Raw genomic sequence first — 14,771 nt, 5'->3', positions numbered from 1 at the left:
AAGCGCTCACGCTTTGAGGTTTAAAATTCTTGGCCGAAGCTGTCAGGAAAAGATTACGCCGTGGCGAGAGCATCCAGCAGCGTGGCGGAATCCGCCACCGCGCCGAAGATCCCGCCCTGCATTTTGATCATGCTGAGTGCCGCTTCGTGATGCTTTTGCTCCGTCGCCGCGCAGCAGTCGGACAGCACCATGCATTCGAAACCGCGATCGTTGGCTTCGCGCAGCGTGGTGTGCACGCAAACATCGGTGGTGATGCCGGTAATGATCAGGTTTTTGATGCCACGCGTGTGCAGCACCAGCTCCAGATCGGTGGCGTAAAACGAGCCTTTGCCCGGCTTGTCGATGATGGTTTCATTAGCCAAAGGCGCCAGCTCGGGGATGATTTCCCAGCCCGGCTCGCCGCGCACCAAGATGCGCCCGCAAGGCCCGGCAAAGCCAATCTCCGCGCCAATCTGCTTCGAGCGCCAGCGTTTATTGGCGGGCAAATCGCTGAGATCCGGGCGATGCCCTTCGCGGGTGTGAATAATGGTGAAGCCCTGCGCACGCATCGCGGCTAGCACCGAGGCAATCGGCGCAATCGGCGCGCGCGTCAAGGCAATGTCATAGCCCATGGTGTCGACATAACCGCCCTTGCCGCAAAAATCGGTTTGCATATCGATGACGATAAGCGCCGTGTTCGCGGCAGACAGCGAGCCGTCGAACGGCCAGCGGTACGGGTCAGCGTTAACAGTAAATTCGGCCATTTATTTCTTCTCCAGCGCGACGACCGGCGATTTAATTGCCAGCATGGTGATTGCGTAATAAGAGACAGCACCGGCCACCAGCCCAACAATGGCCTCGCCCACTGACGGGAACCAAATATGTGCGACGGTGGCGCAGCAGGTGCCGATGGCCCATGCCACAAAGGCGCTGGCGCGGACGCGCTGCTCGGTGCGCAGGCGGCTGATTTCACCCATCAGGATCAGGTCAACAATCATCACCGCACCAAACGGCGGCACGGCCACGCCGAGCAGGCTCAGCCAGTTTAAGAAGTAGTGCCAGACACCCACCAGCGCCAGCACGCCGCCAATCACGCCCAGAATCACCGTCCATAAGCGCATCTTGCTGCCAAACAGGTGGCTGAAGCCCATCGCGCCGTTATAGAGGCAGTGCGTACAGACCGAGCCGAGGTTGATGAACACGAAGACGAAGGCCAGCACTTCCAGCAGCGCGCCGTGGCCCATCAACAGAGAGAGGAAATTGCCGCCGTTTTGCAGCGGATCGATAGCCGCGCCCGCCGCGACAATCACCACGCCAAACAGATAGGAAATCACGTTAGCCACAGGGAAAGCCGAGAATGCGGCGATCACCGCCGACTTGCCGTCCTTCGACCAACGGGTGAAGTCAGCGGTCATGGTGCCGGAGTCAGCAAAGCCTGCCACCACCATCGTCACTGCCGTGCCCATGGTCATGCCACCGGCCACTGCCGCCGAACCGTGCCAGTTCACAATCTGCGTTAAGTCATGGGTGCCGGAGATAAGCCACAGCGCCACCAGCCCGAGGATCACGTACATCGGCGCGGCAATCATGCCCAGCAGGGAGAGCGCGCGCACGCCGAGAAAGGTGATGCCAATGTAGAGCACGGCGGCGAAGGCGCTGACGCCCAGCTCATTCCAGCCAAAGGTTTCATGAATTACCGTGCCGGTTAAACCCGTCTGGAAGGCGTACCAGCCAATCACCACCGTCGAGAGAAAACCGGATACCCAGCCGTAACCCTTGGTACCAAAGGTCTTTTTGGCTTGCAGAGCAAAGTTCAGCCCGGTTGAACCGGCGAAGTGGCTCAGCGCGCCGACATAGCCAAACAGCACCAGGTTACCCAGCAGAATGGCGGCTATCGCGGGCCAAAAGCCGAGATGCCAGGTGATGATGCCGCCGAACAGCGCGTTGGTGAGGATCATCGGGAAGCCAAACCACACGGCGGACACCGAGCGGGTTGAGTGGCGATGGGTGAGCGGAACCGGGCTGTGCTCAAACTCCTGCTCAAGCCCTTTTCCCGCTGCGTCGTTTTTGTTGTTAGTTTTCATAGTGGCGATTCCTGGTCAATAAGATGAAAAATCAGCGCGACAGAACACCGGGTTGCAGGTGGTTCCACGGCTGCGCTTGCTCAAACGCCGCACTGGCGGCAAGAACAGTGGCATCATCCAAATGCCGCCCCACCAGCTGTAAGCCGACGGGCAATCCAGACGGGGTAAAACCAGCAGGAACAGAGGCCGCTGGCTGGCCGGTTAAATTCATTGGGAAGCAGAGGCTCAGCCATTCGTTGTTGGCGACCATGCGGCCTTCAATCACTTCCGGCCCCTGCATGTGTAGAGGAAATGGCGCGACGGCAAGCGTCGGTGTCAGCAGCAGGTCGTAACGCTGCATAAAGCGCCACATCTGGTTGGTCACGGCTTTGCGCTCGGTGATGGCGTTGGTGAAGTCCTCCGCCGTCCAGTTGCGGCTCAACATGTCCACCAGATGGGGAGACATCCTGTCGCCGAACTTCGGCAGTAGGCGGCGCATGCCGACTAGGTCGGTGTCCATCGCCACCAGCGCCATAAAGGCACGGCGCGGGTCGCTGAAGCCGGGATGGGCGTACTCCACCACGCAGCCCAGCTCGCGTTCAAACACGCTGACCGCCTGAGCAAAAACGTCGCGCACTTCAGGGTCAACGGCGGCGTATCCCCAGTCGGCGCTGACGGCGACGCGCAGGCCTTTGATGTCGCGTTGGGTTGCGCCCAGCCAGTCGACATCGCCTGCTGGAATCGAGTGTCGGTCACGGGCGTCAGGGCCAGCCATCACCGACATCATCAACGCGGCGTCGGCCACGCTGCGGGTCATCGGGCCAATGTGCTCGAGGGATTCCCAGCTAGAGACGCCCGGATAGCGTTCGTCGCGGCATCCCGGATAGAGCGGCACTCGCCCCATTGAGGCTTTCAAGCCATAGACGCCGCAGTGGGCTGCCGGAATGCGCACCGAGCCGCCGCCGTCGCTGCCCAGCGCCAGCGGGCACATGCGTGCCGCCAACGCCACGCCGGAACCCGCGCTGGAGCCACCGGGGGTTTTGCTGATATCCCACGGGTTGCGCGGCGATTCGAACAACGGGTTGTGGCCCACGCCGCTATAGCCAAACTCCGGCGCGGTGGTTTTACCGAGGATAACCGCCCCGGCGTTACGCACGCGTTCGACCACGATGTCGTCTTCGTCGGGAATAAAGTGTTCATAGACGAATGAGCCGGAGGTGGTTTTCACCCCGGCGGTGTTAATCAGGTCTTTTACTGCAAGAGGAACCCCGGCCAGTGGCCCGACGGTTTCACCTTTCGCCAGTTTGAGATCGATAGCTTTCGCCTGCGCCATCGCCAGCTCAGGCGTTGGGGTGCAGAAGGCGTGCAGAGTGGGTTCAAGCTGCTGCATCTGTTCAAGCGACGCCGTGGTGACTTCCACCGCAGACAGCTCGCGCTGGCGAATCAGCCGCGCCAGCTTTTGTGCATCAAAATTCAGGATCTCGTTCATCGCCGCGCTGCCTTATCAAACCCACATGACTATCCAATGTGGTGAGAAATGCATAAAGCAGGCCACTATTTGATCGACTTCACAAAATGAGAGTAAGAAATAGCTAGCGGGCTTATGGATACTGACTTGAATACAAGCTTTGCGCGGCGTGAAGCAGAGAGGTGAACAGAGGGAATTGAGCGAGGGATAGCGGTGATTGCTAGCACTGCACGGAAAAAAGGCAGGGGGTGCACTGAGGATGGGCGGCCGTGCTGGATGGTAACAATTGGAACCTAGGAGAGTGCCACGACCACCAAGTAGACTAAATGGAATGTGCACTTAGCTTTAGAGCCGCCAGAACCATCGCTGTCTAAGATTGATCATGAAGTGGTACCCAACACCGGAGAATTGAAATGTTAAAAACTGATAACTCGACCATTCAGGCCGTTTTTACTAAGCAGAAGAATTTCTTCAAAACTGAAGCGACCAAAAGCGTTGCCTTCAGGAAGGAGAGCCTGCAAAAGCTCAAGCAGTCTATTGTCAGTCACACTGAAGACCTGTATGCCGCGTTGGATAGCGACCTCGGGAAATCCAAGGATCTGGTTGATCGCACCGAGATAGGCCGGGTCATCTCAGAACTGGATTTCACCCTAGCGCATCTCGACGAATGGGCAGTGCCTGAAACCGTGCCTTCTTATCCTGGCACCACCTTCTCTGAAGCCTTTATTGAGCACGAAGCCTTTGGTGTGAGCTACATCATTGGCCCGTTCAACTACCCGATCAATCTGGTGTTTTGCCCACTGCTGGGGGCGATTGCGGGTGGCAATACCGCCGTCATCAAACCTTCTGAATCCGTTCCTGAAACCGCGCTGGTTATCCAGAAGATCATTCAGTCTGTATTTGATGAAGAGTACATTGCGGTTATCCAAGGGGGCCGTGACGAGAATGAATTTCTACTGAGCCTGCCGTTTGACTTCATCTTCTTCACCGGCAGCCCTGCGGTTGGGAAGATTGTCATGACCGCCGCAGCCAAAAACCTGACGCCGGTGATCCTCGAACTGGGCGGGAAATCGCCATTTATCGTGTTGGAAGATGCCAATTTAGATCGCGCAGTGGATATGCTGACCTTCGGCCGATTCTCCAACAGCGGCCAAACCTGTGTTGCACCGGACTACGTGTTGGCCCACGAAAGCGTAAAAGACGCCCTGCTCGCCAAACTGGTTGAGCGTATCAAAACCGCCATCCCTAACGTCGATTCAATCGGTAAGCTGGTTTCGAGCAAACAGGTTGAAAGATTGACCGGCATGCTTGAGCAGACCCAAGGGGAAGTCATCTATGGCGGCGAGGCCAATGCCGCAACGCGCCACATGCAGGCTACGGTAGTGGATAATGTGGGTTGGGATGACGCATTGATGCGCGAAGAGCTATTTGGCCCGGTTCTGCCAGTGATGACTTTCACTGAGATTGAGCAGATTGCCGAGGGCGTGAATAAGCATCACCCGAAACCTCTGGCGGCTTATGTCTTTACCAATGACATTGAGAAAGGCCGTAAAATCACGTCCAAAATCCCTTCGGGCGATGCCATCGTGAATGGCGTCATGCAGCAGGCAAGCTCACCGTATCTGCCATTCGGCGGCATCGGTAACTCAGGCGTGGGTGAATATCACGGGCATTACAGCTATCTGGCGTTTACTCATCGCAAATCGGTGGTGATTAATAAATAAGGATAAATCTAGAGGGGGCTTGCTTTGAAATGGTGCCGACTACCGGAATCGAACTGGTGACCTACTGATTACAAGTCAGTTGCTCTACCTACTGAGCTAAGTCGGCATTTTTACTGCGGGTTACTTCGGGGTGACAAATTATTGAAATCCGAGTCGCAAGTCAAGAGGCAAAGAATCGACTGCTGCTTTTCTCGTCACAGCGGGTGATGGAAGGCTTGGAAATGATGATTTCTGTATAGTTTTTGTTAATAGCCCCAGTGATTCGGGGCTATTTTTTGGGCTTTTACGGGCGCACTAAATCATCGCCGTAGCCAATCCACTTGTAGGTGGTCAGCGCTTCTAAGCCCATTGGGCCACGGGCGTGAAGTTTTTGCGTGCTGACCGCCACTTCTGCGCCTAAACCAAACTGTCCGCCGTCAGTGAAGCGGGTGCTGGCGTTGACGTAAACCGCCGAGGAGTCCACTTCATTGACGAAACGGTCGGCCTGACTGATAGAGCGCGTCAAAATAGCGTCAGAGTGCTCGGTGCCGTATTTACGGATGTGGGCGATAGCCTCGTCGATATCCGCCACCAGCGTGACGTTCAAATCCAGCGACAGCCACTCGTCCTGATAATCTTCTTCCGTCACTGCCACCACCTTCGCCGCGCCATTTTGCAGATAAGGCAATGCCGACTCGCTGGCGTGCAGCGTGACGCCTGCGGCATGCATTTTGGCACTCAGCTCAGGCAGGAAGCGGGCCGCAATGGCCTGATGAACCAACAGGGTCTCGAGGCTGTTACAGGCACTTGGGCGCTGAACTTTGGCGCTTTCAATCAGGGTCAGCGCTTTGGCGAAATCCACACTCTCATCAACAAAGGTATGGCACACGCCGATACCGCCGGTGATCACCGGAATGGTCGACTGCTCGCGGCACAGCTTGTGCAGCGCCCCGCCGCCGCGCGGGATCAGCATGTCGATATACTTGTCCAGACGCAGCATCTTGGCGACCAGCTGGCGATCCGGGCTTTCAATCGCCTGCACCGCCGCGCGAGGCAGACCACACTGCTCCAGCGCCTGCTGAATCACTTTTACCGTCGCCTGATTGGTGTGATGCGTCTCTTTGCCACCGCGCAGAATCGCCGCGTTGCCGGTTTTCAGGCACAGGCTGGCGACGTCAATGGTGACGTTGGGACGCGCTTCATAAATCACCCCGACCACGCCCAAAGGCACGCGGCGGCGCTCCAGCTTCAGGCCGCTGTCTTGGGTCGAGCCGTCAATAATCTGGCCGACCGGGTCGCTCAGGCGGCACACGTCGCGCACATCGCTGGCGATGGCGGCCAGGCGCGCAGGGGTCAGCAGCAGGCGGTCGAGCAAGGCTTCGCTCATGCCGCTGGCGCGGGCGGCGGACATGTCTAATTCGTTGGCCTGAATAATGCTCTGGCTGTTGGCCTCCAGCATATCGGCAATCACTTGCAGCGCGTGGTTCTTCTGCGCGGTGCTCAGTGTAGAAAGCGTATAAGAGGCCTGTTTGGCGGCCTGGCCCATTGCGTTTAACATGGGTATATCCTTAAAAACCAGTCTTAACTGACAATCATATCGTCACGGTGTACGGCGACCGGGCCATATTCGTAACCGAGGATTTCGCTAATCTGCTGGGAGTGGTGACCGGCAATCATGCGCATCGCGTCGCTGTTGTAGCGGCTGACCCCGTGGGCCAAATCGCGACCAGTCAGATTGCGAATGCGGATCACCTCCCCTCGCGAGAAATCGCCTTTCACTTCACGGATGCCCTTCGGCAGCAGCGAGCTGCCGCGCTCCAGCATGGCGGCAACCGCGCCATCATCAATAGTAATTTCACCCGCAGGCGGCGCGCCGAAGATCCAGCGTTTGCGGTTCTCCAGCGGGGTTTGCATGGCGTGGAAGCGAGTCCCCACTGACACGCCATTGATGACGTCGGCAATCACGCCCGGCAGGTTACCGGCGGCAATAATGGTGTCGACGCCGGCGCGGCACGCCACGTCGGCGGCTTGCAGTTTGGTGGCCATGCCGCCGGTGCCGAGGCCTGATACGCTGTCGCCCGCGATGCCGCGCAGGGCGTCATCGATGGCGGTCACTTCGCGAATCAACTCAGCCTGCGGGTTGTTGCGCGGGTCGGCGGTGAACAGGCCGCGCTGGTCAGTCAGCAACAGCAGTTTGTCCGCACCGGCTAAAATCGCCGCCAGCGCCGACAGGTTGTCATTGTCACCGACTTTAATCTCGGCGGTGGCAACGGCGTCGTTTTCATTAATGACCGGCACGATATGGTTATCGAGCAGCGCGTTCATGGTGTCACGCGCGTTGAGGAAGCGCTCGCGGTCTTCCATGTCGGCGCGAGTCAGCAGCATCTGGCCGACATTAATGCCATAAATGGAAAACAGCTGTTCCCACAGTTGAATCAAACGGCTCTGCCCCACCGCCGCCAATAACTGCTTGGAGGCGATGGTGGCGGGGAGTTCGGGGTAGCCCAGATGTTCGCGCCCGGCGGCGATAGCGCCCGACGTCACGATAACAATTCTGTGCCCTGCCGCGTGTTGCTGCGCGCACTGGCGAACCAGCTCAACAATGTGAGCACGATTAAGGCGACGGGAGCCGCCGGTGAGCACGCTAGTGCCCAGTTTTACAACCAATGTTTGGCTGCCACTCATAATCTTTCTGCCGTTTGCGTTTGAAGAATTGAATAGAGTTTAAATGATGAAGTGTACTGTTGTCTTTGGAAAAGGAGAACAGCGTTATGCCGCAGGGCATAACGCTAAATTGCAGGGTTCAGACAGGGGAAAATCGCGGACTTTAGGCCGACAGTTTCAAAGGTTCGTCGCCAAAATCTTCTGCAGGTTCGAGCTTCAACGACATCTCGACAATCATGGCGTTGAGGTTTTTGTGGAAGCCACGCAGCGTAGTCTCCAGCTTGTCACGCACTTCAGCATCTTTAATGTTTTGCTCCTTCCAGTCGCCCTCTTTGTCGAACAACCCGAAGTGATAAACATAAGTAAAACGCTCTTCTTCAGCCTGAAGCTCAATCCACCAGCCCCAGAATTCACGCTTCTCCGGCGCGGGTTTTACGTTAACGCATACCGCCAAACAGTCGAAGAAAAAGCGATCGTTCTCGCACTTGGCTTCCCTGATATAGGGCCCCAGCGTGCCGAAACGTTTCATTAGCCTACTTTTAGGGTGACCACTTGGTAACGTCATTACACATTCTCCTTTTTGGGGGCTTTATTTGTAGCAAACCCTTAAGAATTAGCAACCTTTTCGTTTAACGCATGTGAGCCGATAACCAATCACAAATATCGTGGAGCGCCTTGTCGAAATTCTGATAAAGCGGCTCTCTTTTAATGCTCAACAGCTTGCCATCCCCCGAAGAATCAACGATTAAACGCGATTCATCTTTCGGGCTGAAAGGGTCTTGATCCCAATAACCGGCGATAATTGGCGTCGGCGTTCTGCGCCCCAGCAGGCCCTGCGTTTTCAGAGAATACCTATTAAGTTCAGTCTTCAGCGCGCTGTCGCTGGCATTGGACATCCCCAGCCGGCTGGCCAGCACGTCCATATACATGTCGGGCACTTTGTCCTGACATTTGGCGTCAAATAATAGCGTATGAACTAACGCGCCGAGGGTGGCCACAGCGCGAACTCGTCGCGGCTCTAAATAGGCCAGACGCACGGCGACGTTGGCGCCAAAGCGGAAACCGAGCAGGCTGACTTTGGTCGAGTCTATCCACACCACGTCGGTCAGTTTCTTCAATACTTGTTGATGCAGGAAGCTGGTGTCCTGCGTCAGTTTCCACTTGGCGGAGAAGCCAATCGACGGCATGTCGATGGTCAACATGGCAATGCCACGCGGCGCAAGGTAGTCGCGAAACAGCCGCTGATGGTCACTCTGTAAGGTGTCTAAACCGCCACACACCAACACCGTTGGGAATGGCGCTTTGCCTTCATTGGGCAGATGCAGGAAACCGGTGATCGCACTGCCGCCTTCAATGCCGAAGTCGATCTCTTTCAATTGATACGGTGAGTTTAAAGCAGACTGCTCGAAAGCCTTGTTGGCTAGCACTTCGGCCTGTTCGGCCAGCGTGTCGCCTTTCAGATGAGGATAGCCCGCAATGCTATAAAGGTTGGCGGCTTTGAGCCAATACTCGCTGGCAAGGGCCAAATCTTGCGCCTCTAGCGCTTTTTGTTGCCACGCCATACCCTGCTGCGACCACTCATAAATCCAGTTACCGCCACGATAACCAATCACGGTATCCAGTAAACGTTCGTCGCTGCGCTTGGCGGTAGAAACGGCAATGCGCGACAGCACCTCTTCCACTTCCAGCGGATCCACACCGCGCCACAACCACATCAAACGGTTAATCGTGCGATACCAGCAAGGCGCCGAGTCCCCTTCCAGCGCCGAGTGCAGGGTATTCACTCCGGCGTGGTGCACGCGACGAACCAGCGTCGAGGTTTCAGGATATTTGAAGGTGGGTTTGAACAGTTTTTCCGTAAGGTTGGCTGGTGCCATGATGCAAAATCCTCCGTTAACCAGCTGCGTGGACGAGAATTATAACAGGGACACGTTGCGATAACTCAGGACGCAGGTCAAGCGCGATGAAATGAACGCCATCCAAAAACAAAAACGCCCAACCAAAAGGTCAGGCGTTTTTTGGAATTGTATACTCTCAATCCAGCTCAAAATCCTCTAAATCATTCGAGTTGTGTCCAGACGGCAACGAACCGAATCCTCAGGAGCCTACTCCAGTAAGTGACTGGGGTGAGGTGAGGCAGCCAACGCAGAGACAGCTCGAAGGATGACGAGGATTTTATTTGCCGACTAAAGGAGGGACAAAAGCAATCCCCATATCCCACGGCTGCTCAATCCACGTGTCCTGCGGAATATCAATCACGTAGTCATCAACCAGCGGCGCACCGGCCGGCTTGGCGAACATGGTGATGAAGTGCGCTTTCGGATACATATCGCGAATAGCTTTGGCGGTGCCGCCGGTATCTACTAAGTCGTCAACTACGATGAAGCCTTCACCGTCACCTTCGGCGCGTTTCAGCACTTTCATTTCGCGCTGATTGTCGTGGTCGTAGCTTGAGATGCACACGGTATCAACGTGACGAATGCACAGTTCACGGGCCAACAGGGCGGCAGGAACTAAACCGCCACGGCTCACCGCGATGATGCCTTTCCATTGTTCTGCCGGCAGCAGGCGTTTTGCCATGGTGCGGGCGTGGATTTGCAGCATGTCCCAAGTTACAACGTATTTTTCGCTCATATAGGTGTCCCAGCCAGTGAAATGACGGCTTCTAAAAATGTATTCGGGGGGAAGAAAAAAGGTTGCGCGAGATTATAGTGAGTCCAGCTCACAAAAACCAGCGGTTATGAGGCCGGAACCCCGCAAACGCCAAGGATTTTCCACTGCCTTACGCGCACAGCTTAGGATTAAGTGATATTCTGTTTGACCAGCCGCCACACAGGATGGCAACTGGATCGGATGAATAATTAACCTTAAACCTACAGCACCTCAATCAGTTCACCGGCCAATGCCTTCTGACTGAGCTGACTGTTACAGGAGACTCATAGTGTCTGAATTGTCTCAACTTTCGCCACAACCGCTGTGGGATATTTTTGCCAAAGTTTGCTCGATTCCACACCCTTCTTATCATGAAGAAGCGCTGGCAAAACACATCGTTGAATGGGCACAGGAAAAAGGTATTCACGCTGAGCGTGATGAAGTCGGCAACATATTATTGCGTAAGCCAGCCACTAAAGGCATGGAAAATCGTAAAGCCGTCGCCCTGCAGGCTCACCTCGACATGGTGCCGCAGAAGAACAACGACACTGTTCACGATTTCACCAAAGATCCCATCCAGCCGTACATTGATAACGGTTGGGTAAAAGCACGCGGCACCACGCTGGGTGCTGATAACGGCATTGGTTTAGCCTCTGCGCTGGCAGTATTGGCTGACGAATCCGTGGAGCACGGCCCGCTGGAAGTGCTGCTGACCATGACCGAAGAAACCGGCATGGCAGGCGCATTCGGCCTTCAGCCAAACTGGTTACAGTCTGAAATTCTGATCAACACTGACTCAGAAACCGAAGGCGAAATCTACATGGGTTGCGCCGGTGGCATCGACTTCACCTCTACCCTTTCCCTGACTCGCGAAGCCGTTCCTGCGGGCTACAGCCTGCTGAAACTGACCTTCAAAGGCTTGAAAGGCGGCCACTCCGGCGCTGACATTCACTTAGGTCTGGGCAACGCCAGCAAACTGCTTGCTCGCTTCCTGGCTGACAACGCTGAAGCTCACGGCCTGCGCCTGATTGACTTCACTGGCGGTACGCTGCGTAACGCTATCCCACGCGAAGCCATTGCGATCGTTGCCGTTGCTGCTGACAAAGCCGACGCGCTGAAAGCCGCTGCCCAAGAGTTTCTGGCGACGGTTCAATTCGAACTGGCTGCGGTTGAGAAGAAAATTGCTTTCGTAGTAGAAGCGGCGCAAAGCGACGCAAAAGCGCTGAACAAAGAGAACCAGCACCACTTCCTGTCATTGCTCAACGCCACGCCAAACGGCGTGATCCGCATGAGCGACGACGTGAAAGGCGTAGTTGAAACCTCTCTGAACGTCGGCGTTGTCACCATGACCGACGGCGAAGTGGCGATCAACTGCCTGATCCGCTCCCTGATCGACAGTGGCAAAGAGTACGTAGTCAGCATGCTGACTTCTCTCGGCCAGCTGGCTGGCGCTAAAACTTTGGCGAAAGGCAGCTATCCTGGCTGGAAACCAGAGCCAAGCTCTCCGGTCATGACGCTGGTACGCGAAACCTACCAGCAGCTGTTCGACAAGACGCCAAACATCATGGTTATCCATGCCGGTCTGGAATGTGGTCTGTTCAAAAAGCCATATCCAGACATGGACATGGTGTCTATCGGCCCAACCATCACTGGCCCACACTCGCCGGATGAGCAAGTTGAGATCGATAGCGTTGACCTGTACTGGAAGCTGCTGACCGCCCTGCTGAAAGCGATCCCAGAGCGTAAGTAATAGTTTCTTTTGCTCCTCCCCCTGAGAAGGGGGAGGAATCAAAACCAAAACCAAAGAAGATAAATCGTTTTCAGCCTTACTCCCAAGGCAGCAGCAACTGCCTCTCGATCTGCGGATCTTGCAAAGTCACATGTAACCCCACTAGCCGTACACCTCGACCGCCCCGCCGCTGTTCCCAAGCTTCATACGCCACCTTCAACAAATCATTTTTATTCAACACCGGCCACACGTGCTCTTGGGTGGTTTGCTGGAAATCGTGAAACTTCAGCTTTATACCCTGCCGGGCAATTCGCAGATCAGGGCTAACGCGGCTGAGCCGGGTTTCTAGCTCGGGATAGAGTCTGTCGATCAGTGCCACGCACTCTTCCCAACTGTGAATATCTTCGGCCAGCGTGCGTTCGACCCCCACAGATTTACGCAGGCGTTCTGACGAGACTTCGCGCTCGTCGATGCCCTGACAGCGTTCCCACAGCACGCGACCAAACTTGCCGAAGCCTTTTAGCAGCTTCGCCAAATCATAACGCTGCACGTCGCCACAGGTGATCAGGCCGTGCTCCTGCAAACGTTTTGCCGTCACTTTGCCCACGCCGGGGATTTTGCTCAGCGGCAGGTCTTGCAAGAAGTCGGCAACTTTATCTGGCGTTATCACGAACTGGCCGTTGGGCTTATTTAAGTCGGAGGCGATCTTAGCGAGGAACTTGATGGGCGCGATCCCGGCCGACGCCGTGAGGTTGATTTCATCAGAAATAGCCTGACGGATCTCAGCGGCGATAAGCGTTGCAGAGCCATTGCACTGGGTCGATTCAGAGACATCGAGGTAAGCCTCGTCGAGCGAGAGGGGTTCAATCAGCGAAGTGTAGCGGGAGAAGATTTCACGAATATGGTTGGAGGCTTCTTTATAGGCTTCCATCCGGCCGGGGATCACTTTGAGGTGCGGGCAGAGCTTGAGGGCCATGCCGGTGGGCATCGCGCTATGGACGCCAAACTTGCGCGCCGGATAGTTTGCCGTGCTGATCACACCGCGGCGATCGCGGCTGCCGCCGATGGCAATGGGGATATCACGCAATGAAGGATCGTCGCGCATTTCAACTGCCGCGAAGAAGCAATCCATATCAACGTGAATAATTTTACGCATAGCCCCTCCCAATGACTGTACAAGCATACAGTATCAAGATGGAAATTCAAGTCCGCTCGATTAAACCATAGGGTAGACAAATATTAAAAATACCGCTTATTTATCCCAATAATAGTTATCTCAATTTCAGATTGGATAAAGAGAAATAATCGTTTTTAGGCATGGATTTAATATTATTTTCACAATCACGCTGTATATTAATTGCTCCATTGTCTCTAAAAGGAATTAGTTATGATCAGCTTTAATCGAAAATTGTTATGCACCACTCTGTTGTGCAGCGCTCTGTTCCCGCTGACTGGCTTTACAGCAACGATTAGCGGCGCGCCGCAGATCATTGCCCATCGCGGCGGCACGGCTGATGCTCCAGAGAACACGGTTGCCGCCATCGAACTGGCGCTAAAAAATGGCGCGGATGCCATTTGGATCACCGTGCAGCTATCCAAAGATAACGTCGCGGTGCTGTATCGCCCGTCCGATTTAAAATCCCTGACTAATCAGAGTGGTCCGGTGTCGCAGTACACGGCGATGGAGCTGTCGAAAATGGATGCAGGTTGGGCCTTTGGCAACGGCGATAATCACCCTTATCGCGGCAAAAACATCGGCATTCCCCGTCTGGAAACTGTGCTCAACGCCTTCCCCAAAACCACTTTCTATATTGATATCAAAACACCGGACGCTAAACCTGCCGAGATGGCCAAAGCCTTAAATAAGGTGCTCGACAACACGCATAGCCAGCGCAGAGTGCGGATTTACTCCACCGACAACCAATATCTCGAAGCCCTTCCGGCCTCTATTCCACGCTTTGAGAGCCGCGATACCACTCGCACCGCGCTGGCTAATATCACCATGGCGCACTTGTGCCAGATTAAAGCTGATGACAAAAGCCGCTGGTATGCGTTGGAAATGAAACGTGAAGTGGAAGTGGTGGAAAAATACACCTTGGGTGAGGCGCGCTCTAAAGCAACGCTGGCGTGGGATAAAGAGGCGATGGACTGCTTCCGTTCACAGGGAGAGGCGCACATTATTCTGATCGGCATTAATAATCAGGCTGACTATCAACAGGCCAAAGCGTTGGGGGCTGACGGCGTGTTAGTGAATTCACCGGCTGACTTCAAAAACATTCCTCGCTAAAGATATTCCCCGGCAGAAATGTCGGGGTATTCACAAAAAAGCTGCTCAAAAAGTAAACTAAATCATTTTTTCACACTTTAACTGTAAATTTATTCCTAGTGGGATTGCTAAAAAAGCCACCAGCATTAATATGGCATCGAATCATGCATGTTTAATGCCGATTGTATATCAGTGGCGGTCTTAAAGATCTTCGTATCTGTAGACAAAATAATCAGACCTAAACCCC

Annotated in this window: 12 protein-coding genes and 1 tRNA gene; 3 read left to right on the top strand and 10 right to left on the bottom strand. The window is 55.0% G+C overall.

Annotated elements, in window-relative coordinates; all coding sequences use genetic code 11:
- Nucleotides 1-53: 53 nt before the first annotated feature.
- From biuH to ACT3RR_RS00200, 3 genes are read right to left on the bottom strand one after another with little or no spacing between them, the layout of a single operon-like run.
- Nucleotides 54-743 (bottom strand): biuret amidohydrolase, encoded by a 690-nt coding sequence (gene biuH, locus ACT3RR_RS00210; protein WP_496199503.1) that lies wholly within the window; start codon nt 741-743, stop codon nt 54-56.
- The gene (locus ACT3RR_RS00205; protein WP_496199502.1) at nt 744-2,063 is read right to left on the bottom strand and encodes a purine-cytosine permease family protein; all 1,320 of its coding nucleotides are present in this window, start codon (nt 2,061-2,063) and stop codon (nt 744-746) included. It abuts the gene before it with no gap.
- Nucleotides 2,064-2,094: 31 nt separating this feature from the next.
- A complete protein-coding gene (locus ACT3RR_RS00200; RefSeq protein ID WP_496199501.1) occupies nt 2,095-3,531 on the bottom strand; it encodes an amidase in 1,437 nt (478 codons plus the stop codon).
- Between the two features lie 392 nt (nt 3,532-3,923).
- Here ACT3RR_RS00200 and mdlD point away from each other — a divergent pair, with 392 nt between their 5' ends.
- Entirely contained in the window at nt 3,924-5,234 is a 1,311-nt protein-coding gene (mdlD, locus tag ACT3RR_RS00195; RefSeq protein ID WP_496199500.1) for an NAD(P)-dependent benzaldehyde dehydrogenase MdlD, read from the top strand.
- 30 nt (nt 5,235-5,264) lie between these two features.
- Here the strand turns inward: mdlD and ACT3RR_RS00190 are convergent.
- The 6 genes from ACT3RR_RS00190 to gpt all read right to left on the bottom strand — a co-directional run bounded on the left by ACT3RR_RS00190 (nt 5,265) and on the right by gpt (nt 10,511).
- Nucleotides 5,265-5,340: transfer RNA gene (locus ACT3RR_RS00190), tRNA-Thr, on the bottom strand.
- A 177-nt stretch (nt 5,341-5,517) separates the two neighbouring features.
- On the bottom strand, nt 5,518-6,771 hold the full coding sequence (proA, locus tag ACT3RR_RS00185) for a glutamate-5-semialdehyde dehydrogenase (protein WP_496199499.1): 1,254 nt from the start codon (nt 6,769-6,771) through the stop codon (nt 5,518-5,520).
- A gap of 23 nt (nt 6,772-6,794) precedes the next feature.
- Nucleotides 6,795-7,898, bottom strand: coding sequence for a glutamate 5-kinase (proB, locus tag ACT3RR_RS00180; protein WP_396130089.1), 1,104 nt, complete (start codon nt 7,896-7,898; stop codon nt 6,795-6,797).
- Between the two features lie 142 nt (nt 7,899-8,040).
- Entirely contained in the window at nt 8,041-8,442 is a 402-nt protein-coding gene (gene crl / locus ACT3RR_RS00175) for a sigma factor-binding protein Crl (protein ID WP_034787922.1), read from the bottom strand.
- Between the two features lie 64 nt (nt 8,443-8,506).
- On the bottom strand, nt 8,507-9,754 hold the full coding sequence (gene frsA, locus ACT3RR_RS00170; RefSeq protein ID WP_496199498.1) for an esterase FrsA: 1,248 nt from the start codon (nt 9,752-9,754) through the stop codon (nt 8,507-8,509).
- A gap of 298 nt (nt 9,755-10,052) precedes the next feature.
- A complete protein-coding gene (gene gpt / locus ACT3RR_RS00165; RefSeq protein WP_353501164.1) occupies nt 10,053-10,511 on the bottom strand; it encodes a xanthine phosphoribosyltransferase in 459 nt (152 codons plus the stop codon).
- A 307-nt stretch (nt 10,512-10,818) separates the two neighbouring features.
- On the opposite strand from gpt, the gene pepD reads away from it, so the two are divergent.
- Complete coding sequence (gene pepD / locus ACT3RR_RS00160) at nt 10,819-12,279, top strand: beta-Ala-His dipeptidase (RefSeq protein WP_496199497.1); 1,461 nt, start codon at nt 10,819-10,821, stop codon at nt 12,277-12,279.
- Between the two features lie 76 nt (nt 12,280-12,355).
- Here pepD and dinB read toward each other — a convergent pair whose 3' ends face one another.
- On the bottom strand, nt 12,356-13,414 hold the full coding sequence (dinB, locus tag ACT3RR_RS00155) for a DNA polymerase IV (RefSeq protein ID WP_353501162.1): 1,059 nt from the start codon (nt 13,412-13,414) through the stop codon (nt 12,356-12,358).
- A gap of 231 nt (nt 13,415-13,645) precedes the next feature.
- Between dinB and ACT3RR_RS00150 the strand changes: the two genes are divergently transcribed.
- A complete protein-coding gene (locus ACT3RR_RS00150) occupies nt 13,646-14,545 on the top strand; it encodes a glycerophosphodiester phosphodiesterase family protein (protein ID WP_496199496.1) in 900 nt (299 codons plus the stop codon).
- The last annotated feature ends 226 nt before the right edge of the window (nt 14,546-14,771 follow it).

The organism is Ewingella sp. AOP8-B2-18, assembly GCF_052376015.1.
Taxonomy (GTDB): Bacteria; Pseudomonadota; Gammaproteobacteria; order Enterobacterales; family Enterobacteriaceae; genus Ewingella; species Ewingella allii.
This window is presented reverse-complemented; position numbering and strand designations above follow the sequence as displayed.

Coding starts and splice junctions, on each gene's coding strand:
- biuH (WP_496199503.1), bottom strand. CDS start 743: ATGGCCGAATTTACTGTTAACGCTGACCCGTACCGCTGGCCGTTCGAC.
- mdlD (WP_496199500.1), top strand. CDS start 3,924: ATGTTAAAAACTGATAACTCGACCATTCAGGCCGTTTTTACTAAGCAG.
- frsA (WP_496199498.1), bottom strand. CDS start 9,754: ATGGCACCAGCCAACCTTACGGAAAAACTGTTCAAACCCACCTTCAAA.
- crl (WP_034787922.1), bottom strand. CDS start 8,442: ATGACGTTACCAAGTGGTCACCCTAAAAGTAGGCTAATGAAACGTTTC.
- ACT3RR_RS00200 (WP_496199501.1), bottom strand. CDS start 3,531: ATGAACGAGATCCTGAATTTTGATGCACAAAAGCTGGCGCGGCTGATT.
- proA (WP_496199499.1), bottom strand. CDS start 6,771: ATGTTAAACGCAATGGGCCAGGCCGCCAAACAGGCCTCTTATACGCTT.
- proB (WP_396130089.1), bottom strand. CDS start 7,898: ATGAGTGGCAGCCAAACATTGGTTGTAAAACTGGGCACTAGCGTGCTC.
- ACT3RR_RS00205 (WP_496199502.1), bottom strand. CDS start 2,063: ATGAAAACTAACAACAAAAACGACGCAGCGGGAAAAGGGCTTGAGCAG.
- ACT3RR_RS00150 (WP_496199496.1), top strand. CDS start 13,646: ATGATCAGCTTTAATCGAAAATTGTTATGCACCACTCTGTTGTGCAGC.
- dinB (WP_353501162.1), bottom strand. CDS start 13,414: ATGCGTAAAATTATTCACGTTGATATGGATTGCTTCTTCGCGGCAGTT.
- gpt (WP_353501164.1), bottom strand. CDS start 10,511: ATGAGCGAAAAATACGTTGTAACTTGGGACATGCTGCAAATCCACGCC.